Below are 22,678 nucleotides of genomic sequence, written 5' to 3'. Positions count from 1 at the left end.
TACTTTAATATTTTGATATTCTCTCTTTCCTATTATCTGCATTTTGGTGAGCGAGCCAGGCATCTTCATAATCCATCTTACTCTCAGCTTTCATAACCTGCCCTAGAGACATCGGCTGTGCTTTCTGGATAATCTTCTCTGGAGCTTCTTCCATTAGGACGACCTTAGGTATATCGACTTTTTTAACTGGTCGCTTTTCGCTCTTCGCCACTTTTACTCGTCCACGGTACTCCTCCTCAAGTTCTCTAGCACGCTCTTCAACTCGCTCATTCTCGGCAGTGGAAAGTCCTGCTACTCGTGGCTGTACGTAGGTGCGACCATAGAGGTAATCAATGGCTCTTCCTCGTGCTTCACGCTCCATACGCATCTGCTTATCCATCTGTACAAGGATTTGAGCGTACCTAGCATCGTCTGCTGTCTGATCTTGAGCAGCACGTACCACTTGAAGGTAAGGGCTTAGCTCTCGATCAAATCGTAGCTCACCATCGGGGTCAATGCTAAATAAGCAAGCCTGTGTCATATCATCGGGGTCGTACTTGACCTGAAACTGTCGCCCAGTATTCTCCAATAACCATTCAACATCTGGAAGGTGACGGTCATCTAACACCTCGTAGGTAATCTCCTTGCCGTCACGAGTGATGGTGATACCACTCTGCGTGTAGGTATTAGTGTAAGGGTGTAGCTCCCAGAAAATCCTGATATAGTCCATTTTCGTAACAGCGGGTAGCTCGTCATTCACCAGCTCTGCATAAAGTTGCTGTCGGCTCTTGCCGTCACGAGTGACAATGGTCTCATTCCACCTCCGTACTGCCTCTTCATGTTGGGCAATCATCTCTCCGTAAGATGGGAGGTAATCGTCCTTATTGGCGTTGAGCCAATCAATATTCGGGCGACCTGTTCTGGCGGTAACATTGGTGCCAGTGAAGTTGGGGTACTTGCGTAGCTCAATCCTCTGTAGGTCGCCAATAACAGACTCAATTAGCTTCGAGCTGGAGCGATAGACTGCTGAATTGCTCCGCATAAGTGCGATGCTCTCAATAAATTCCTGTCCTCTACCACTCTTGGCAGAGCCTTGATTATCGGTCTTAATCTGATAAGGTCGCTCACCACTCCGCTCAAGTGCCATCCGAAAGGCTTTCCGAATCATCTCAAAAGTCTCGCCCTTACCGTAGCTCCACCCTATAATCATGCGTGTGGTCACATCCATTACATAGTACACGTCGGTAGTAGTTCTACTGCCATCTTCGTCTCGGAAGTAGAGGTTAAGCCTTGTACCGTCACCCTCCCATACACTGTTGTGACGGGTAGGCATAATGGTACGCTGTAGGCGAGTGAGCTCTTTATTGGCTAGGGTCTCCCCTGACTCTGTGGCAAGCCACTTCTGCTTCGTAGCAGGATCATTGAGGAAAGCTGTGAGGCTCTGAAGGCTGTCGAGCGATTTCCAGCCCATATCTGGAGCCACCCGATTGTATTCTTCAAAAATCTGACTGTTATTTCGCCGATAGTCCATATTACGCTTGAGAGCAATAAGGAAAAAACCTGCCTCTTCTGTAATCTTAACGGTATTCTGATTGCCAAACTTCTTACTGATGAGTGAGACATACCCCTCCTTTCTGTAGGCGGTCAGCTTCCTTCTTAACCCCCCTTCACTCGCTGGGAGCTTATGACCATAGTCATACCTAAGTGCCTCACTATAGTCTAAAAGTACCTTCCAAAAGTCTTTACGGTTATTATTCAGCTTATTGGTGGTCGCCTGAAGTACCGCCCAGCGATCAATTAGAGAGTTCAGCACACTCGCATCTATAGTATATTGATTAATATACTTCTCTTTTAGTCGAACCGTCTTGCCATTTTTATCGTACGTATGACTCTCGTAGAAGTTACGTGCAAAGGCATCTTCGACATAACCCGACTCTCGCTCCTCTTGCTGAACAGCTAATAATTTAGGGTCCCCGTAACGCTTCTCGAATGCCTCTCGAACGCTTTTTGGAAGGCTATTATATTCAATCAGAGCAGTAACACCATAGCCAAAAGCCTTGCGTGATTGTCTCACAATCTTGCGTGTAATCCAGCTATTAAGAGTACCCTCCTTCACGAGCGGAGTGGCACCACCTATTAGCTCGTCACGGCTGATACATAGATGTCCATTAAAGTACTCCACTTTCATATCTTTTTAATTGTGTCGTGTGTCAACTAGAGTCATAAGTCGCTGTTGCAACTTCTCATACTCAACGATGCTAAGCTCTTTGTACTCCTCTTTCAGTTCACCATCAAGGTACACTAGGGTCTGGTCAAGGTCAAACAGGTGCTCAATCCTTAAGTAACCGCCATAGGTTTGTACCATCTTGCCAACTGAAAATGAGGTCTCAAGCTCATGACCACCTACCAACTGCCCTCCTTTTTCAAGGGCAACCTTGCGAATTTTCTCGTGTAGCTTACTTTCTCTTTTGAAGTTAAGGGCTGACCAGACCGTCGTTCTGTTCACTCCAAAAACTTCCATGAGAGATTCTCGCACTTCCTTGGTAACAATAATTTGCTTCATAATCGGTATATTTGTAGCCGTTAAACATTGTTTATCTGTTCACAAAGGTAAATGATAATTTTCATACCTGTAAATTTTCAGCTGAATATTTTATGTGTGTAGCTAAGAGGATTAAAGAAATAGCGGAGAATGAGGGCATCACAATAACCGAGCTAGAGCGTTTTATTGGTGCAAGCTCTGGCACATTATCCAGAGCTGCTAGCAGGGGTACTGACATACAATCCAAGTGGGTGTCGAAAGTGGCTGAAAATTATCAGTCCTACTCTTTATACTGGCTACTTACTGGAGAAGGTGACATGCTTCGTGATAGAGTTCCTGCCCCAAAATTTGAACACTCAAAGAATATAGCCACACCGAAGGTAACTACCTTTCCACAAAAGTCAAAAGAACGCATTGTAGAGTACCAGACCATACCACTATACGCTGTAGAAGCCACCGCAAGTATTCTCGCCCAAGGCGATATCAGCGATTATATTATTGATAATATATCCATCCCTCGCATGCCGAAGTGTGATGGTGCCGTAATGGTTGCAGGTGATAGTATGTCTCCTGTTATCCACAGCGGAGACATAGTCTTATACAAGGTGTTTGAGAACTTTAATAACATTATATATGGGCAGATGTACTTAGTCTCCATTATCCTAGAGGGAGACACGCTCATACTTATCAAGTATATTCGTAAGATAGAGAGCGACCCTTCCGCAGTACTCCTTTGCTCGGAAAACCCAGCACACTCACCGATGCAAATACCACTATCCAGCATCCGCTCAATAGCTCTCATTAAAGGATCTATCAGGTATCATATAATGTAGCAATCAAGACACACGCACACTTTTTGCCCTAAAATTAAGGACTTCCATTTGTTTATGCGGATTCCTTGCGTGTTTAATTGTTTTTAAGAAGGCGAAAGTGGGTGGCAAAAGGGGGTATATATATACTGCTTTTAATACTAGTTCGCACTATTTTTGGCTATTAGTCGGGGGGCGTACGACTTCTAAAAGACCAACAACTGCATAAGCTAACGCATAAGCTAAACCACATTTCGTTTTATTATGCATAAGCTAATGCATAAACTAACGCATAAGCTAACTCCGAAAACCGCCAAAATTAACATTTGAGTGCCCACCAAAATAACTATAGAAAAACTCCTTTTTCCCAGCTCTTAAAACACTGCTCGAATGCCTATCGAGCGAAGCATATAAAAAGCCGTAAGACCGCCATTATAGCGACCTTACGGCTCCTTATAATTATATACTACCGCCTATCTATTCCCCTCCGCTCGAACGATTAACATACATCACTCGAATGACCTCGAACGTTCAGCCCAAAATTAACCCGAAATTAACCCAAATGAACATTTCGTTTTGCCCCCGCCCGTATATGCCGACCCCCTCAAAAGTCCGATGTATAAAAGCATTTCACCCATTCGCCTTTCGGTTTCCTCTTTTACCTATCGTTTTACCCCCCTTACAAGAGTATCGGTAATAAGTTTGCGTATGGTTTAAGATACAAAGATGCTGATAATGATCAGCTTAGTGCCTGGAGATACGCCCTCTTAAATAATCCAGATGGAGGCTCAATGATGGTAATTACCGTACGCTATTTAGGTCCAAGCAAAGCATCTACCACCATTCAACAAATAGCAGACGAATCATGGTGGACAAATAATAATAGCGAGGATATTACTAAGACCTTTCCTCTTACTGGCATAGAAAGGGAAAATGGCTCTAAAACTGGAGTAAACGATTATGCAATGTATTGGTTAAGTACTGAAGGGAATGCTACTACTGCCTATAACATGTACATTTATAGTGGAGGAGCACACTCGGATTACTCATATAGTGGAAAAGTTTTTGGCACCCCAATAAGACTATTAAGGAATGAAGTTCAAAAACCAAGTGAGCCTACAGATCCAGAAGATCATGTGAAATTGCCAATCGAGTATATTGCTGAGCATAACGTTGCACCAGATGCCAAAAGCTTCGTGACAAATAATAAGAACAATGTGAGCGGATTTTTTACTTGGGATAATGCCATTAATAAATTCTCAAGCATTTCAATTGAGGGAAAGAATTATCACCTACCAAGTATTGCTGAGTGGCGTGGTATTATTAATGATACCAAACTAGCGTTTAAGGAAAGAACCACATACCAGGATGTCGAGGAAGAGATTCAAATAGGGAAAAATGGAGAATTAAAAGTTTATCGCTCCGACTATAGCTCACCTGAAGATTATGTCACCTACGGACTTAGGTTTACTGGAATTGACGGAGATAAGAGCTTGTTATCAGCATGGCGATATCAATTTGTAGATGATCCTAACTCAGATGAATCAGAAGATATGATCGTAATTATTACGGTCAGACTACTTGGAAAAAGCTTCACAGGTACCATTGAGGATATTACAAATGCAACCTATTGGGACAAAAATAACAGTCAAGATATTACTAAATATATACCATTGAGTGGATGGATTAATGTTGATAATGAGGTCCAAATGAAGGGTTCGAATGCAAGATTTTTAAGTAGTACAAGTACTGGGAAATACTGCTGGTATGCCTTTTTTACATCATACAGCTTAGGTCTTATGGATACCACGAATGACTGGTATTATGATCTGAATGATAGATATACAGTTCGTTTGTTTGAAGATTAATAGATAGACCCTTAGTTATTATAGCATGGAAAAGTCGGGAACTTAAAAGAGAGTTTCCGACTTTTCTTATATATTGAATCAAATCTCAATAACTTTATTTTAACGTATTACATAAGAATCAAGTCCTTATACTGGTAGTAGAAAAGTCACAATTATTAATGAAAGAGCCTATAGGTTTGATAAAGAAGCAGGGATTTATTCCGAAGAATAAATCCCTGCAGTGCTATTACTAAGATATGATTATTTTGCCATATAGTAGAAGCGAGAGAACTCATACATGTCTTCAATTCTTGATTTTGCAGCTGGCTGCATCACAGGAACCTTACCATCAATTCCCTCAAGAGAGATGCTAGAGATATATGCAGAACGAGTAGCTCTTTTTCCAGTAGCTGGTGGTACTTTATCTGCGAAGACCAAATTATCAAGGTGACCTATGTACAGAATGTTCTTTTCTGTATCCAAACCGATCTTGATATTTCCAGAGATTGGGTGATTCATGTTTATATCTGATTCTGGAACGATGTACATTTCTTGCAGCTCGGACTCTTCTTTATTTATATCAAGGAAATAAACCTTATGCTTCTTGTCTTTTCCCTGACCTGCAACGTATATTTTATTGCCTTTGCTGTCATATACCATACTATATCTTTGTAAGCCCGAAAACTTCATATTTATGGTCTTAATAACCTTCATGCTTTCCATAGATACTAGATAGCATTCGTCACCATCCGATTTTGCTAGGAATACGGTGTCAGTTAGTGGGTAAATCCTAGTTGCATTCTTTGGCAATTCAATTTTTGTTCCTTGGTTATTGTCAAGTGTGAAGACCCCAATCGAAGCTTCGTTTTTCATTGGCACAAAGAGCGAACCATTGTATGAAGCAGCACCTGCATATGAGTCAAAAGCACAATCAGCAAACTTATTCACAGAACCATCTTTCAGATCCAGGGTGTAAATGACACCGCGGTGACCTATAAATGCTTTCTCTTCGGTAGCTGCTAACATGAAGTCTCCTGGATAACCGCTATTAAAGTCGTAGGTTGTTTGGCTGACGACTTGAAGCGTTTGGTTATTTATCACTGTGACTTGAGTCTTGGAGTCCTTCTCCTTCAAGGAGATCTTCTTTGCAAAGATAACGAAGTGGTCTTTCACTCTCTGCATCTTACATTCAAAGCCCAGTTGGACATCAACTTTTTTCTCAGCCAAGATATCAAGATGCAATTCACCATTTGGCGATATAGCCATAAGTTTCGCTTGAGGGACATCCTTTTCTGCCTCATAACCTGCTAAGTCAGGAATTTGTGCCTGATCTAATACGAACATATAGCCTGCAAACTCTGAAGCAGGAACCGGTGGGTTTTCAGGTTCTTTTTCTGGATCTTCCTTTTCTACTGGAGGATCTTGATCTGGTTTCTCATTAGGTTTATTATCCTTTTTGCATGAAGCAAAAGCTATAGCCAAGGAAAAACCAATTAATAATAGTAAGTACTTATTTGAAAATTTCATGATGATTCTATTTAATTTAATTCATATCCAGTTTGTTGGGGCAGTACGCCTTCTTTTAGTTGTCCATCTACATAGTATGAAGATGGAATAGTACCACTTAATCTATTGCCATCGACATAGAATGTGGTATAAATAACGCCATAATTGTACCCATTTACAATATAATCGTGTGGTACTCTAGCTGGAAGAGGACCGGTGAGATTATTATTTGATAGACGTACGCTAATAAGGTGTGGCTGGTGTACACCTCCTAGTGATGTCGGAATTTCTCCTTCGAACTTGTTATTCTCCAAGTATAAAAGGCCCAAGCTCTCAATCTGGCCGACTACGTCAGGTAATTGTCCACTTAATTGATTGTCATTCAATGCAAGTCGGAGCAGTTTTTTTAGATTCGCAAATGATGAAGGGATGGTTCCTGTTAGTTTGTTTTCGTCAGCATAAAACTCCCTAAGGTTTGCCATTTCTCCCATTTGAGAAGGTAGCTCTCCTGAAAGTTCATTCTCAGATACAAAAAGAGTAGAGAGAGACTTAAGGTTCCCTAGCGTTTCAGGTAGTTTTCCAGAGAGCTTACAACCAGCTATATCAAGATAGGTAAGGTTAGTTAAGTTGCCCAACTCATTAGGGATTTCTCCAGTGAATTTATTACGTCCCAATACTATATATGTAGCATTGGTTAGCTTACCAATCTCTGCAGGAATGGTTCCTGATAAAAGGGTTCGCTCATCTTTAGTAACATAATTGAGCTGAGTAAGGTCCCAAGGAGCCCCCCAGAGGTCGAGAGAGTCAATCTTCGTTAAGTTCCCAATCTTAGGCGAAAGGGATCCATGAACATCGCTGAATCTCATTTTCCATACTTCGAGATGGCGTAAGTTGTATAGCTCATCAGGGATGGTGCCACCAAGCTTGTAATTTTCAGAGAGGTTGAGTGTTCTTAATGCAGTTAGGTCACCTATTTCCTTTGGAATGAAACCACTGAGTCTATTCCCACCCAATCTTACATCAGTAACTCTCTCTTCTCCATCAATGATGGCTGTTTTTATCCCGTACCAATTCTTTATCGACACACCCTCTTTCAACCAATTGGTTTTGTGGTGCCATTGATTTCCATTTGTGGCATTATAAATGGCAACCAATGCTAGGCTATCTTTTTGATAGTTTAGCCCTTTGGTCTCATTTTCAATCTTAAGAGACTGAGGATTTTGATCTAATTCTGGCTGGCTTTGTCCAAGATTATTGCTACATCCCATCAGGGTCATAACAGAATAACCACAAGTGAAGACAAGATTTTCTTTTCTGGTTTCAACATCTTTAGTTGTGAAGTTTAGTTAATTAGTAAAACGAATTTAAAAATTTATGCGTTATCATTAACTTCACATTCAGCCTGTAGATGATGATACGAGACACCATATATCGAGTAGCACCTATTAGGAAATAGGGTACAGAACATTTGAGAACGTTATCATCTTCTTCATCCCTAGGAAGTTAATGATCTTGTGACATGTCACAAGCCTAATGGCAGGTATTCTGACTTACTCCTACAGGGTATCACCTTCCCATTCTCAATAAGAACAGTGGTTGAGTTTTAATACTCTAGATACCTGCTTGGCAGAGTTTACAGCAGCAGGACTGTTCAGGATTTTCACCTGATTCCCTTTTGCATCAAACCTAGAATTGGTTTGAACTATTAGGCTTGCAAAGATACTAATATTATTCGGATATAATATGAATGTTTTTATATCGATAATACATAACACAAAAAATTGGTTATGTGAGACAGAAATGTTTCCTATAGGAAAGATTTTTGTTTCCTATGAGGAGAAGATCCCCTTCCAATAGGAAAAAATTTACTCCTCGTATGCTATTCCTGAAAAAAGTGCACAGAAATTAATTAAAAACTGATGTTCTTTACACTATCGATATATTATCCCTAGGTGGGTATACAAATATAGTCATTTATCACGGGCGCCCCACACAAGCGTGCCACCCATTCAAAGGGTAGGCACAGCTTGTGCGTCATATAGATGAATGTCAGAGCTCCCACTATCACCCCCTATCTTATTAGATATTAATGGATTAGGGTAGTTCGCGATAAGCGTCTGCATAGGAGTCCGCATGCTCACACTACTATGTGGACGTGCTGTATTATACATTAACACCGAATTATCCAAGGCTCTTTCTGTCTCTTCAAAGGTCAATAAAGAAAAGTCGTAGAGCCAATCGTTTTTGATAGTACTATTTAGGCGTTCCGCCATTGAGTTATGTAGAGGATCCCCTGTCTGTGTCACGCTCGTTATGATACCCAAACTCGCTTCATACGACGTCATCTCTTTGGAGACATACTGACTTCCTCGGTCACTATGAAAAATCAAGCCTCGAACATCTAGGGCATGACCTTCATAAAATGACACGGTCTGCTTCAGGGCTTCGTGGGGACCTTTTGTAGTAAGGTTACGTTGTAGGCTATATCCCGTGATTATACGACTATACGCATCCATCGTAAGGGAGAGATAAACAAAACCTTCGGAGCACTTTAGGTACGTAATATCTGAGACACACAAACGGCAGTGGGTTGGTGGAATATATTTCACCATCCTATTTACATGGTCCTCAAATCCGTGGTTTACCACACCAAACGTAGTTCTCGGGACCCCTCTTTTTTTCTTAGCTCGTAGCAATAAGTTATTGGCTCTAAGAATATCAAAGAATCTATCACGACCTATGACCATCTTCTCTCCAAAGTACTCTTTACAGAGCTGATAAAGCTGATTTCCACCGGCTTTGGGTAAATGGGCTTTTTGTCTGAGATAGTGACAGTAGTAAACGATGGACCCTGAAAGAGCACTTAGTTCTTCCTCTTTATACTTACGACTGTGATCGTAGTTATAATAGCCACTACGACTAACATTAGCTAGAAGACACAACTCGCTGATACTAAACAGACCATTTTGGTCTTTAAAACCTTTTAGGAGAGTGTCGATAACTTCAAATCGCTCTTTTTTTTATGTCTATATTATGCTTCTCTGCTACTTTTTCCAACAATGTCTTGTGGAATAAGGCGTCCAACTCTGCTGTTCTTTTTGCTACTTTTAAACGAGAGTTTTCACGCTTTAACTCTAATAATTCTCGTCGTAATTCTTTCTCACTTTTGCTCATACCCTCTTCATTTACTAGGTTGTTTGATGGTGTTTCTACTCCAAAGATACTCAACCATTTATAAAGTGTAACACAGCCAATCTTATATCTTTTAGCTACATCTACTACTGAATCTCCAGTACATAGAAGATCATTCACTACGAGATACCTAAATTCATTACTATAATACCTCGAATGTTGAGGATTCATTCTTTTTGTGCTTTTTTCTTCCATTACTTTTCTTCTTCTACTTGTCCACTATTTCAGGATAGCACATCGCAGAGTTCCTCTTTATGATTATTCTTTTTACTGGATAATCCTCTTTCTTAATAAACTTATATTGTGTGAGGGCTGTTATTAAATAAACCTTATTTCTCTTAAGATTTTGTTTCTTTGGGGGGTATAATAGAGGTTGGTATTTTAGTGTCAATGTTCCCTTTTTTGTTTTGACAACTGAAATTTGATGCTATATTTTATATCTTTATAATTGGTAGATATATAAGTAATAACTTTTTTGTTATTTGCTTGGTTTGTAATAAATTATTAGTAAGTTTGATGGAGATAATTAATTTAATTTTAATATAAGCTTTTTGTCAATTGGAGGTTGCAAAGCTTCCTTATAATATCTAGAGTATGAATAGACGTGTGTTTTTTGCTCTCTTTTTTGTTGCTGTTGCTACATTATTTGCCTGGGCACAAGAGAGTTTACAATTACAATCGCCTAATGGGCGTTTTATAGCTACTTTTAGTATCTCCACGAGTGGAGAGCCAATGTATAGTCTTACATACGATGGTAAGGCTGTCGTTAAAGAAAGTAAGATGGGCTTTTATTTACTTAACGAAAAGAAAGGTGATCTTTCCGAGGAAATACTAGGTGTACAAAAGCCTCATCATGAAGATTTAGTGAATGGTTTTAAGGTGGTACGCTCATCTCAAAGTAGTTTTGACGAAACCTGGACTCCAGTATGGGGTGAGGAGGAAGCCATACGTAACCATTATAATGAGTTGTTTGTCAATCTTCTTCAAGAAAAAACAGGACGTGAACTCAATATCAGATTTAGGTTATTTGATGATGGTTTAGGTTTTCGGTACGAATTCCCTGATCAAGATAAGTTAGTTTACTTTACTATCAAAGAAGAGGCTACAGAGTTCGCGATGGCAGGAGATCATACAGCTTGGTGGATCCCAGGAGATTATGATACCGAGGAGTATAACTTTGGTGAGAATAAGTTGACTGAGATAGATGATCATTATGATGCTACTATTATTCATAATGCTAGCCAATTTGCTTTCAGTCGCCATGGTGTACAGACCCCACTTCAGATGAAGACCGATGATGGCATGTATATCAATATCCATGAAGCAGCGTTGATTGAATTCCCAGCGATGCATCTAGAGTTAGATGAAGAGGCATTAACCTTCCATGCTCATTTGACCCCCGATGCTACAGGTGCTAAAGGAAGGGTACAAACTCCATTCAATACACCTTGGAGAACGTTAATCGTAGGGAATAGTGGTACTGATATTTTGTCAAGTCGCATGACCTATAATCTTAATGAACCTTGTAAGCTCGAAGATACGTCATGGATTAAGCCTATGAAGTATATGGGTGTATGGTGGGAGATGATTACTGGTAAAAGCCACTGGAGCTACACTAATGACCTGAGAAGTATTCATTTAGATAGTGTTGATTATACTAAGACAAAACCACACGGTCGCCATGGAGCAACTACAGAGAATGTGCTTCGTCATATTGATTTTGCAGCTAAGCACGGATTTGATGGCGTCTTAGTCGAAGGTTGGAATGTTGGTTGGGAGGATTGGTTTGGTCATCAGAAGGATTATGTCTTTGACTTTCAAACTCCTTACCCAGACTTCGATGTTGATCTCATAAGAGATCATGCAAAGTCTAAGGGTATCCAGATGATTATGCATCATGAAACGAGTTCGTCTGTTCGTAACTATGAACGTCATCTGGATGATGCGTTCAAGTTTATGGTTGATAATAACTACCATGCAGTAAAGACCGGATATGTAGGAGATATAGTTCCTTATGGAGAGCATCATTATGGACAGTGGCTAGTCAATCACTACTTGTACGTTGTCCAAAAAGCAGCCGAATATAAGATTATGATTAATGCCCACGAGAGTGTTCATATGACTGGGTTGAGTAGGACCTATCCTAACCTCCTCTCACAAGAGAGTGCAAAGGGGCAGGAGTTCCAGACTGGGGGTAATCCTATTAATCATATGACTATTTTACCATTTGGCCGACTCATAGGAGGACCTATGGATTATACTCCAGGCATAGTCCAGATGTCTATGAGTAGGATGAATCCTGATAATCCTAACGTAGTCGTTTCTACTATCGGTAATCAGTTAGGAATGTACCTTACTATGTACACTCCACTACAGATGGCGGCTGATTTTCCAGAGCATTATGAAGAGAGGATGGATGCTTTCCAATTTATCAAGGAGGTCCCTGTAGAGTGGAGTGAAAGCAAATATTTGGAAGCAGAGCCAGGACGTTATATCACAGTTGCTCGTCGAGAAAAAGGAACAGATAATTGGTATATGGGTAACGTAAGCGGTGTTGCTCATCCTACTTCTATCAAGCTAGACTTCCTAAAACCAGGCGTTAAGTACGAAGCAATAATTTATGAGGATGGTAAGAAAGCACATGCTACTGAAAATCCTTATGACTATACTATAAGTAAGAAGAAGGTCTCCAGTAAGACTACTCTGAAACTAAATGCTGTTGCAGGCGGTGGCTTTGCTGTGTCCATTCGCCCAATTAATAAATAATGAGTGTTGGTATTTTTTGAATTAATATTATGAATCGATTGTCACAAAAATGGACATTAATATCGGTAATGTTACTTGTCTGTTCGTGGTTGGTTAACCCAGCTATGGCACAAGAAATTACGGTAAAGGGTGTCGTCGTTGATAACTTCGGTGATCCTCTAATGGGTGTAACAGTCAGAGTACTGGATAACCCAAGTGTAGGTGCTAGCACCGATTTTGATGGTAACTTTATGCTCCAAGCAAAGAAGAGCGATAAGTTACAATTTAGCTTTGTAGGTTTTAAGAACCAAGTGGTGGACCTATCTACAGCCGCATTACCCCTTTCTATCACTATGGAGGAGGATAATGAGCTTCTTGATGAGGTGGTCGTTATTGGATATGCTAAAGGTAGTAAGCGTACTATCTCAGGGGCTGTTGCTAAGATTGGTTCTGAGGATATGAATGCAGGTGTTGTGGTCAATCCACTCCAAGCACTACAAGGTAAGGTCCCTGGCGTTAAAATCAGTAAGGTCGGTGGAGACCCTACAGCTGGAGCGTCCGTGCGTATTCGAGGTACTACCTCTTTGTCAGGAGGGAACGACCCTCTTGTCGTCATTGATGGTGTGTTCGGAGATCTAGCACTTTTGAATACCCTTGCCCCTTCAGATATCGAGACTTTTTCTATCCTGAAGGATGCCTCTGAGACTGCACAGTATGGTTCTCGTGGAGCTGCAGGTGTTATTGTTGTTACTACGAAGAAGGGTAAGGCCGGTAACTTTACACTTGACTATAGTGGCACCTTTGGTGTAGAAACAGCCTATAAGACCATTAGCATGTTAAATGCAGACCAGTACCGAAATGTGGTCAAAGATATGGGTATCGTGAATGCCTTTGATGGAGGTGCTTCTACTAACTTTATGGATGAGATGCTTCAAACGGGCTTCACACAAGATCATAGAGTATCCTTTGGAGGTGGTAGTGAGTTTAATAACTTCAGAGCATCCTTAGGGGTGGTTAGTCAGAAAGGTATTATTCGCACTAATGAGATGCGTAACTATACCGTTAAGCTAGATGGCTCACAGAGGTTCTTTGATAATAAGCTCCGTTTGGATGCTGGTATCTTTGGCTCAAAGAGAGATAGCCGTTATGTCAATGACTATCAAAAGACATTCTACTCTGCAGCATCTTCTAACCCTACATTACCTTCGGCTCAGAATGCTGATGGGACATGGCCTGAGGATGTCAATGCTAATGAGATCGATAACCCACTGGGTCGTCTAACCATCGACGATAGAGCTGATGATGCATTCTTTACCATTAACGGTCGTCTGACATGGACCTTTAATCCTTCACTTAACCTTTCTCTCTTTGGATCATATACCTATAATAATAGAGAGAATATGCAGTATATCCCTAATAATATCAAAGCTGGTATTCGTGAGGGACGTGGTAAAGCCTATCGTGGCAATAGTCGAAATGATAATTTGATGGGTAACCTGACTCTGAACTATATGAAGACCTGGGGTGATCATCGTATTGATGCCCTCGCCGTTGCAGAGGTTCAGAAATACTCATATAGAGGCTTTGGTGCGAATGTACGAGGGTTTGATACTAACTTCTTCGGATATAATAATCTCCAAGCAGGAGCTCTCGTAAAGTACGGTGATCCATATTCTAATGCCAATGATTACCTCCTTAATTCCTACCTAGCACGTGTCAATTACATGTATGCTAATAAGTACATCGCTACTGTAAATATGCGTGCAGATGGGTCTTCTAAGCTAGGAGAGAATAATAAGTGGGGCTTCTTCCCTTCAGCTAGCTTAGCATGGGTCATTAGTGAAGAAGGCTTTATGAAAGATGTCACAGCTATAGACGAACTCAAGATTCGTACCGGTTATGGCGTGACTGGTAATCAAGATGCGATCTCACCATACAATTCCCTTATGCTTATGGGACCTAGCGGACTAACCACTATTGATGGTGTGCCTACGGTTACATTCAATTACAATCGTAATGCTAACCCAGAGCTACGTTGGGAGACTAAGCATATGTTTGATACCGGTATCGACTTCTCTATGTACGATGGTCGTATTACTGCTGTGCTTGATTATTATTATTCCAAGACTTCTAATCTGCTATATAATTATGCAGTGCCTGTCCCTCCATTTGTTCACCCTAATCTTCTCGCGAACCTAGGAGAAATGGAAAATAGTGGAGTCGAGGTTGCTATAAGTTATGCACCTATTCGTACTAAGGACATGGACTTGACCTTCAGTGCTAATGCTGCTTATCAAAAGAATAAACTACTATCTCTGAGCGGTACATTCCAAGGTCAGGAGCTGTCTGCTAGCCAGTATATGTCACTAGGTAGTATTAATGGAGCTGGCTTTATTGGTGGTAATAATAGTGTTATTTACCAATTGGTCGGACAGCCATTAGGTGTATTCTATTTACCCAAGTCAAATGGTCTGATTAATGATGGACTTGGTAGCTATACATATAATGTCTTAGACCTTGACAATGACGGTGTGGTCAATATCTCAGACGGTAAGGACCGTTACATCGCAGGACAGGCTATGCCTAAGGTCATTGTTGGGGGTAACATTGCGTTCCGCTACAAGGACTTCGATATGCAGGTTCAGATGAATGGTGCCTTTGGTCATAAGATCTATAATGGTACCTCACTTACCTATATGAATATGAGTTCGTTCCCAACCTATAATGTGATGCCAGAGGCTCCAGAGAAGAACATTAGAGATAATACTGTGACCGACTATTGGTTGGAAAGAGGAGACTATCTACACATTGATTATTTGACTTTAGGGTATAATTTCAATCTAGATAAGGACTGGGTTAAGAGAATCAGAGTCACTGCTTCTGTTAATAACCTTGCCACCTTTACTGCATATAGTGGACTATCACCATTGATTAATAATACCACTGTAGGAGGAGATTTAGGTGTAGATGACAAGCGATTCTATCCATTGACTCGCACCTACTCATTGGGACTTAATATTACCTTTTAATAAGTACGTGATATGAAGAAATATATATTGTTTATAGCTGGGGTCGTTCTGGCTGGTGGGTTCCTCTCATCGTGCTCTCTAAATGAAGACCCTAAGGATCAAATACCAGAGGGGGATGCTTACCAGAGCCCAACACTCATTTACCTCAATACTGTTGCTTCCCTCTATACAGAAGTAGGAGGTACTGGTGGAGGTCAGGGCTTGGGCGGTACTGACCGTGGTATTTATGATCTAAATACTTACACCTCTGATGAAATGATGTTACCTACCCGTGGGGGTGACTGGGATGATGGTGGCCTATGGCGAGACCTATTCCAGCATAAGTGGAGCATCGATAATGATGTTATCAAGGGGTCCTGGGATTATCTGTATCGAGTGATAGGTAAGACCAACATGTCTATTGACAAGCTCAATTCCTTGATAGAAGGAGATCCTGAAAATAAAGATCTCCCGATTTACTTAGCTGAGTTACGTACCTACCGTGCTATGTATTATTCATACCTCTTGGACCTCTTTGGCAACGTGCCATTAGTGATCAAGGGTAGTCAAGAGATTAAGGATGTAAAGCAGTCTAGCCGTAGTGTTCTTTTTGACTTCGTTGTTAAGGAACTACAGGAGTCCGTACCACTTTTAAGTGACGCAAATAGCACAAATACTGGACGTTACTATGGACGAATGACTAAGCCTGTTGCTTACTACTTACTGGCCAAGCTAGCCCTCAATACTCAGGTCTATGCCGATGATAATTGGGCCGATGGTAAAGCGGATGGCGATTACTCATTTTCTATTGAGGGGCAAACCATGAATCCTTGGGAAGCGACTATATATTATGCTGATAAGATTACTGAGCTTGGTTATGTCCTAGAGGATGATTTTAAAGCCAATTTCGCTGTGAATAACGAACAGTCACGTGAGAATATCTTTGTCATCCCTATGGATCCTACCACCTTCTCTGCACGTATGATGTACAGCATCCGTAGCTGGCACTATGAGCATGCCAAGGCTTACGGTTTGGATGGTTGGAATGGAGCTTCAGCAACTAAGGAAGCGATCAATATTTTCCGTAAGGGCAAAGAAGACCCTCGAATGATGATGACCTGGTACACTGGTAAGGTCTTTGATGCGAATGGCAATCCTGTGATGAATGGAGATGAGCAGTTGGAGTATTTTCCAGATGACATTGCTCTGATACTATCAGGCACACCGCATGAAAAGACAGCAGGAGCACGCTGGGCAAAGTATCAAATCGATCCTACAGCTCAGTCAGGTGGTCAGTTAATTCGTAATGATTATGTGCTATTCCGTTATGCTGACATCCTCTTGATGAAGGCTGAAGCACTCGTCCGAAATGGCGGTGTCGGTGATACCGAATTAAATATGGTACGAGCTCGTGTTGGAGCTCCTAATCGAGTGGCTACCCTTCAGAATATTCTGGATGAAAGGATGCTAGAGCTAGCAGGTGAGGGCGTTCGTCGAACAGACCTTATCCGATTTGGGCAGTACACAAAGGCTATCAGTGATAGACCTGCATCTGAGGCAACCCGTACCGTATTCCCAATCCCAGCTGAAGTGATTAATCTTAATCCAGATAATCTAACTCAAAACCCTGGGTATTAATAACACGATTTAATGCAAAGTTTTATGAAAAAGATTCAATATATATTGACCCTAGCCATACTTTCCATACTTGCTTTTGGCTGTAAGGAAGGGAATGATAATTGGGTCATTGTAGAGGATGTGCAGCCTGGAGTGTATGTCTCAGGCGATGCTACTATATACTCTGGAGAGGCACCAGCTTCGCAGCTTAAGTCGCTTGACGGTGCACTAGACCCTAAGGAAACCCCTGTTCCTAATGAGATTGTGTACATAGATACATGGCTTAAGGGAGGTGCCAATTTCCAAGTCACTATTGCTACTGATGCAGATAATGTAGTGAAGTATGGTCAGGGTGAGGAGCTCTCATCTTCAGAGGTTGTTAAGGTGTATGCCCTAGCTAAGGATGCGTCCTTCCATGTAGCGGAGGATGGATTTTATAGAGTGGTCGTCAATACAGCTCTTAAGCAAGCTCATGTCATTCATCTTGAATGGAATGTGATCGGTGCTGCTACTGCTGGAGGATGGGATGGCGAGACTGCTTTTGGCAAGACCACATTTGACCAAACCACTTACACCGTAGTTCATCAAGGGAAGACCCTTCTCAGTGTGGGGGACTTTAAGTTCCGATATGGTGGTAACTGGGGTTACGAAGTAGCCTTGGATGAGTCTTCCAAAATCAAGTTTCATACTAACCTAGGCCTATCCGAAGCTGGTTCTCTTGATCACAAGGGGAGCTTTATGGATGGCAAATTTGGTGGTGAGAATGTCACCGCTCAATATGCAGGAGAGTATGAAGTGACCATTACATATAATCTTCGCTCGAGGGTTTATCAGGTGAGTGCTAAATTGCTAGGTGAGCCAACCCCTCCACCAGCTGTTACCTTGCCAGAATCGCTCTTTATGATAGGTAGTGTAAATGAGTGGACTTGGGATAAAGCATTTGAGATGACTCCAGTTCATGGTAATGGAGAGAATGGTATCTCTAGATATTGGAGAGTGCAGTACTTCAAGACTGATGATCAAATCAAGTTTAACTACCTAAGAGCATGGGATGGTCATGAATTTGGTTATGCTACTGTTTCAGAAGAGTCGAAAGACTATGCTGGTGTGGTGGATAGTGAAGGCAATATTAAGATAGAGAAGGCTGGATGGTATCTGGTTTTGGGTACTATTAAAGTATCCGCCGATGGTACTGCTCTAGAAAATACTATTGAGCTGCTTGCACCAAACATTTACCTCGTAGGTAACATTTCAAATGGTGTATGGAGTACACCTAACGATGGACTCTTTACTATTCCAAAGACAGCTGACGGTGAATTTATCTCACCTGCGTTTACAGCGGATGGAGATCTCAGAATCGCTCTTGCTATCGAAGGTGTTGATTGGTGGAAAGCCGAATTCATTGTCCGTGACGGCAAGATAGAGTATCGTGGTACTGGTGGCGATCAAGAGCCTAGAGTCAACGTAACTGCTGGACAGAAAGCATACTTGAAGTTTAGTGATAATACAGGTAGTATCAAATAATACCCTGTATCCGTGATCTTAAATATAATAAGAGGGGGTATCCACGTTTGGATAAACCCTCTTATTTTTTTTAATTGACCTGCTCTGATTTCACGCACTTTTATAAAGAGTGATGTACGATGGAGACCTAAGGTTTTGCATTTGCATCCGGCGTTGGTTATATCTCTAAGTACACTTCCTTCGCTTCGAAAATCAGGCTATTGACTCTTAATCTTATTGTTCAACCTTTTAGCTGAGTTCTAAACGAATCTCGAAGAATAGCACCTTGAGAAGCTTTTTTCTTATATCGGAGTAGGTTGATTTACCACAGTGTCGAAATCGGTATATTTGTGAGTGATTGTTTTTTAGGTTATTAAATGATGGCCATTCATCAGAGTGCCATAGAAAATGTTTTCTTTTCAGATGATAAAAAAATATTACTTTAGTATATTTCTCTGTTTGACCATGGCTTTTATGGCTGGGTGTGGACATGGAAAGGTGGAGCTAGTCCCTCCTATAGATGACAAACCAGAGGAGGTTGATGATTATAAGGATGGATTTACCCTCTCCACTAAGACTGTAGAGGCAGATAAGCCCTTGACTATAATCTTCAAGGCCGCTAAGCAAAGCTCTCTTTATGGATATACGGGCAAAGTATATGCTCATATCGGTCTTACCGAAGCTTCGGGTAGCTCCGATTGGTACAACGTACTAGCACCATGGGATCAGAATATCTCAAAGTTGGAGATGAAGCCAGTAGAGGGAATGAAATATACTTGGCAGATCACATTAAATCCAACTGTAAGAAATTTCTTTGGTGTCAGTGCGAAAGAAGTGATGCCATGTATTGCTCTCATTGTTCGATCTGCGGATGGGGCTAGAAAGGGAGTGGATGAAGATTTCTTTATTCCTATTGCTGGACAAGAAATACAACATGCTCCGACTCAAATGAAGCTACTGCCGGATGGGATGAGGTTAGGTATAAATCACCATGGAGAGGGAAAAGTGACTTTTGTCCTCGACGACTTAGATAAAAAGGGTCAAGGCTATGATGCAGCATACCTCTTGGGTTCGTTCAATGGCTGGCAGCGTCTGCCCAAATATCAGATGTATCGTGATCCGAACAAAAAGTGGCTTTGGCTGACTCTAGACCATCTGAAGGCAGGCGAGGAGTATGCGATGGTCTATGCTCTGTATGCTCGTGATAAAGTCGTTCGTACGTCAGATCCTTATTCCGAAAAAGTTAAGTGGGGAATACCTCAGGCGAGAAGTGCCGCTACCCTTTTCACTTCCGTGCCTGAGCCTGAATATCAGTGGCAGAATAGTAATCTCTATACCCCAGTCCCTAAATCACAACTGATGATTTATGAGATGCACCTAAGAGACTTTACTCCAGAGGGTAATCTTGCTGGTGCTATGAAACGCTTGGATTACATTCAGTCTCTAGGCTTCAATGCTATTGAGCTGATGCCGGTTCAGGAGTTTGATGGTGATGATTCATGGGGCTATAACCCCAATCACTTTTTTGCGATGGACCAAGCTTATGGTAGCGTGAGGGACTATAAGGATTTTATAGATGAGTGTCATCGACGAGGCTTGGCTGTAATTTTTGATATCGTCTATAATCATGCGACTAATGAGAGTCCCTTCTTTAAGCTCTATCACAAAGGGAACAAACCTTCTGAAAATAATCCTTGGATGAATGTAAATGCTCCCCACCCATATAGTGTCTTCAACGATTTTAATCACGAGGAACCTCGTGTGCGAGAGCACTTCAAGCGTAATTTGAAGTTCCTTTTAGAGGAGTACCATGTGGATGGATTTCGCTTTGACTTGACCAAGGGCTTAACCCAGAAAGTGAGCAATGAGAGTAATGCTTCCGCATACGATGCTAGCCGTGTGGCGATCCTTTCAGACTATGCGATGGCTGCCCAGTCGGTTAAGCCAGATGTTTATCTCATTCTTGAACACTTTTGTGATGATAGAGAGGAGACAGAGCTAGCGAAGAAAGGCATTATGCTCTGGCGTAATCTTAATCATCAATTTGCTCAGAGTGCTATGGGCTGGCAAGAGGCGAGCGGTTTGGACCGACTCTATACCCCTCAGGTGGTCGATGGTTGGGTAGGATATATGGAGAGCCATGATGAGGAACGTGTTGCATTCAAGCAGAAAACCTATGGAGTATCAGCAGTTAAGCAGAGTGCTACTATTAGGAGAGAACGCTTGGGGACGAATGCGGCATTTTTCTTTATGGTTCCTGGTCCTAAGATGGTATGGCAGTTTGGAGAAGCTGCTTATGACCACTCCATTGAGGAGAATGGGAGGACTGGACGCAAACCTGTCTTTACCGAGATGCAATTCAAGGAAGTCGAGCGTGCTCAACTCATCAAGACCTATAGCCGTTTACTACAGTTGCGAACCCTGTATCCTGAGTTTTGGGCTTTGGATGCCCCATTTACGTGGCAAGTAGCAGAGACAGATTGGAATCGACTTCGAAAGATTGAACTCACGAGCGGAGGTATGCAAATTAAGGTCTTTGGTAACTTTAATCCCAGTTTGCCTTTGGAAGTCCCAATGCCAGAGGGGACTTGGTATAATTTGATGGACGAAGAGCAGGCTGAGGTCTCCTCTATGAAGCTCGAGCCCGGACAATTTCTTTTGATCGCCAACTTTAAGGTGACTCGCACTAAGTAATGAAATCTAAATTTTGGAATAATAATTTTATTAAGGTAGTGTCAGCAAATCTTTTGCTGGCTCTACCTTTTTATATCTTAATTGTGGTGCTACCCCTCTATATAAAGGATGGATTGGGAGTGCCTGAAAAGCAAATAGGAATTATTCTATCCATGTACAGCTTTGCTGCGGTACTTATGCGTCCCATCACTGGATATCTTCTGGATAACTTCAATCGAAAAGTGATATACCTTTTGGGCTTTGCTCTCTATACCATCTGTATCGTATTGTATCCATTGGTGGGGAGTGCTCTGATGGTAGGGATATTACGTTTTGCTCATGGTTTGGGTTGGGGAGGTGTTAGTTCGAGTGGTAGTACCCTAGCCATTGACTTTGTCCCTAAGCATAGGAGGGGGGAGGGGATTGGTATCTTTGGTATGAGTATGACCGTGGCTACAATGATCGGTCCGATGCTGGGGAGTGCGATATACCGATGGACAGGTGATTTTCCAACTGTTTTTATCATTAGTTTTTTCCTTAGTGCTATGGCCTTTGCGATAGGCTGTTCCCTACGAATACCCAAGACTCCTCAGAAAAGGAGCCCTCTGGAATTGAAGAATTTCTTCAGCAAGAAGGCTTTCCCTGCTAGTTTATTGGCTTTATGGAGCCATATGCCCTATGGTTTCGTGCTAGGCTTTATTGCCTTATATGCTGCGACACTTGACGGTGCTGATTCTGGGCTGTTTTTCCTGATTTATGCCATGATGGCTTTTGTTGGCCGATATGCAGCAGGTCGAATTTTCGATGTGCGAGGGCCACGTTTATTGATGCTTATTGGTACCATACTTACGGCTTTAGGATTCATCGCACTGGCACAGTTTTCTAGTAAGATGGGGCTTTATGTGGGGGCGATCCCGATAGGGTTAGGCTTTGGTACGATGATGAATGTGACTCAGTCAATGGCTAATCATGGAGTCCCTATATCCGAAAGAGGCAGAGCCAATTCTACCTATCTGATGCTCTTTGATGTAGGAATAGGGCTAGGGATATTTTTATTCGGACAAATCATAGGGCAGTTTGGTTATCAGACAAGCATCTATGTATCTGTGAGCATTGTCTTAAGCTCATTATTGGTCTTTTTCTTATATGCCCTACCTGCATACTATAAGCATCCTAATGTATCAAGAGTGATTTGAAGGTGTAGGTGCTTTCAATGAGTTGTATATTCATAGTGGGTCACGGATGAATCTAATCAAA

14 protein-coding genes and 1 riboswitch are annotated in these 22,678 nt (G+C 41.6%); of the genes, 8 read left to right on the top strand and 6 right to left on the bottom strand.

What is annotated here, in order from left to right; all coding sequences use genetic code 11:
* Window positions 1-4 precede the first annotated feature (4 nt).
* Complete coding sequence (locus QYZ87_07795; protein ID MDN4754428.1) at window positions 5-2,167, bottom strand: transposase family protein; 2,163 nt, start codon at window positions 2,165-2,167, stop codon at window positions 5-7.
* Window positions 2,168-2,173: 6 nt separating this feature from the next.
* The gene (locus QYZ87_07790; protein ID MDN4754427.1) at window positions 2,174-2,542 is read right to left on the bottom strand and encodes a hypothetical protein; all 369 of its coding nucleotides are present in this window, start codon (window positions 2,540-2,542) and stop codon (window positions 2,174-2,176) included.
* Between the two features lie 92 nt (window positions 2,543-2,634).
* Between QYZ87_07790 and QYZ87_07785 the strand changes: the two genes are divergently transcribed.
* Both QYZ87_07785 and QYZ87_07780 read left to right on the top strand, forming a co-directional pair.
* Window positions 2,635-3,354, top strand: coding sequence for a S24 family peptidase (locus QYZ87_07785; GenBank protein ID MDN4754426.1), 720 nt, complete (start codon window positions 2,635-2,637; stop codon window positions 3,352-3,354).
* Window positions 3,355-4,121: 767 nt separating this feature from the next.
* Window positions 4,122-5,198, top strand: a complete 1,077-nt coding sequence (locus QYZ87_07780; GenBank protein MDN4754425.1) for a hypothetical protein — start codon at window positions 4,122-4,124, stop codon at window positions 5,196-5,198.
* A 240-nt stretch (window positions 5,199-5,438) separates the two neighbouring features.
* Here the strand turns inward: QYZ87_07780 and QYZ87_07775 are convergent, their stop codons facing one another.
* From QYZ87_07775 to QYZ87_07760, 4 genes are all read right to left on the bottom strand, one after another.
* Window positions 5,439-6,704: a hypothetical protein gene (locus tag QYZ87_07775; protein MDN4754424.1), complete on the bottom strand. Its 1,266-nt coding sequence runs from the start codon at window positions 6,702-6,704 to the stop codon at window positions 5,439-5,441.
* Window positions 6,705-6,715: 11 nt separating this feature from the next.
* Window positions 6,716-7,951 (bottom strand): hypothetical protein, encoded by a 1,236-nt coding sequence (locus QYZ87_07770; protein ID MDN4754423.1) that lies wholly within the window; start codon window positions 7,949-7,951, stop codon window positions 6,716-6,718.
* Between the two features lie 249 nt (window positions 7,952-8,200).
* A riboswitch (cobalamin riboswitch) is annotated at window positions 8,201-8,405 on the bottom strand.
* A gap of 287 nt (window positions 8,406-8,692) precedes the next feature.
* Window positions 8,693-9,643 (bottom strand): IS3 family transposase, encoded by a 951-nt coding sequence (locus QYZ87_07765; GenBank protein ID MDN4754422.1) that lies wholly within the window; start codon window positions 9,641-9,643, stop codon window positions 8,693-8,695.
* 43 nt (window positions 9,644-9,686) lie between these two features.
* Window positions 9,687-10,070: a transposase gene (locus QYZ87_07760; GenBank protein MDN4754421.1), complete on the bottom strand. Its 384-nt coding sequence runs from the start codon at window positions 10,068-10,070 to the stop codon at window positions 9,687-9,689.
* A 399-nt stretch (window positions 10,071-10,469) separates the two neighbouring features.
* Here QYZ87_07760 and QYZ87_07755 point away from each other — a divergent pair, with 399 nt between their 5' ends.
* From QYZ87_07755 to QYZ87_07730, 6 genes are all read left to right on the top strand, one after another.
* On the top strand, window positions 10,470-12,641 hold the full coding sequence (locus tag QYZ87_07755; protein MDN4754420.1) for a glycoside hydrolase family 97 protein: 2,172 nt from the start codon (window positions 10,470-10,472) through the stop codon (window positions 12,639-12,641).
* A 29-nt stretch (window positions 12,642-12,670) separates the two neighbouring features.
* The gene (locus QYZ87_07750) at window positions 12,671-15,649 is read left to right on the top strand and encodes a SusC/RagA family TonB-linked outer membrane protein (protein ID MDN4754419.1); all 2,979 of its coding nucleotides are present in this window, start codon (window positions 12,671-12,673) and stop codon (window positions 15,647-15,649) included.
* Between the two features lie 12 nt (window positions 15,650-15,661).
* Window positions 15,662-17,266 (top strand): RagB/SusD family nutrient uptake outer membrane protein, encoded by a 1,605-nt coding sequence (locus tag QYZ87_07745; GenBank protein MDN4754418.1) that lies wholly within the window; start codon window positions 15,662-15,664, stop codon window positions 17,264-17,266.
* A gap of 24 nt (window positions 17,267-17,290) precedes the next feature.
* Window positions 17,291-18,769 carry a SusF/SusE family outer membrane protein gene (locus tag QYZ87_07740; protein MDN4754417.1) on the top strand — a complete coding sequence of 493 codons (1,479 nt, stop codon included), beginning with the start codon at window positions 17,291-17,293 and terminating at the stop codon, window positions 18,767-18,769.
* Window positions 18,770-19,171: 402 nt separating this feature from the next.
* A complete protein-coding gene (locus QYZ87_07735) occupies window positions 19,172-21,442 on the top strand; it encodes an alpha-amylase family glycosyl hydrolase (GenBank protein MDN4754416.1) in 2,271 nt (756 codons plus the stop codon).
* Window positions 21,442-22,617, top strand: coding sequence for an MFS transporter (locus tag QYZ87_07730; GenBank protein ID MDN4754415.1), 1,176 nt, complete (start codon window positions 21,442-21,444; stop codon window positions 22,615-22,617). Before QYZ87_07735 ends, QYZ87_07730 begins: the two co-directional genes overlap by 1 nt.
* Window positions 22,618-22,678: the final 61 nt, after the last annotated feature.

It is taken from the genome of Porphyromonadaceae bacterium W3.11, from assembly GCA_030434245.1.
Classification (GTDB): Bacteria; Bacteroidota; Bacteroidia; order Bacteroidales; family Porphyromonadaceae; genus Porphyromonas_A.
This window is presented reverse-complemented; position numbering and strand designations above follow the sequence as displayed.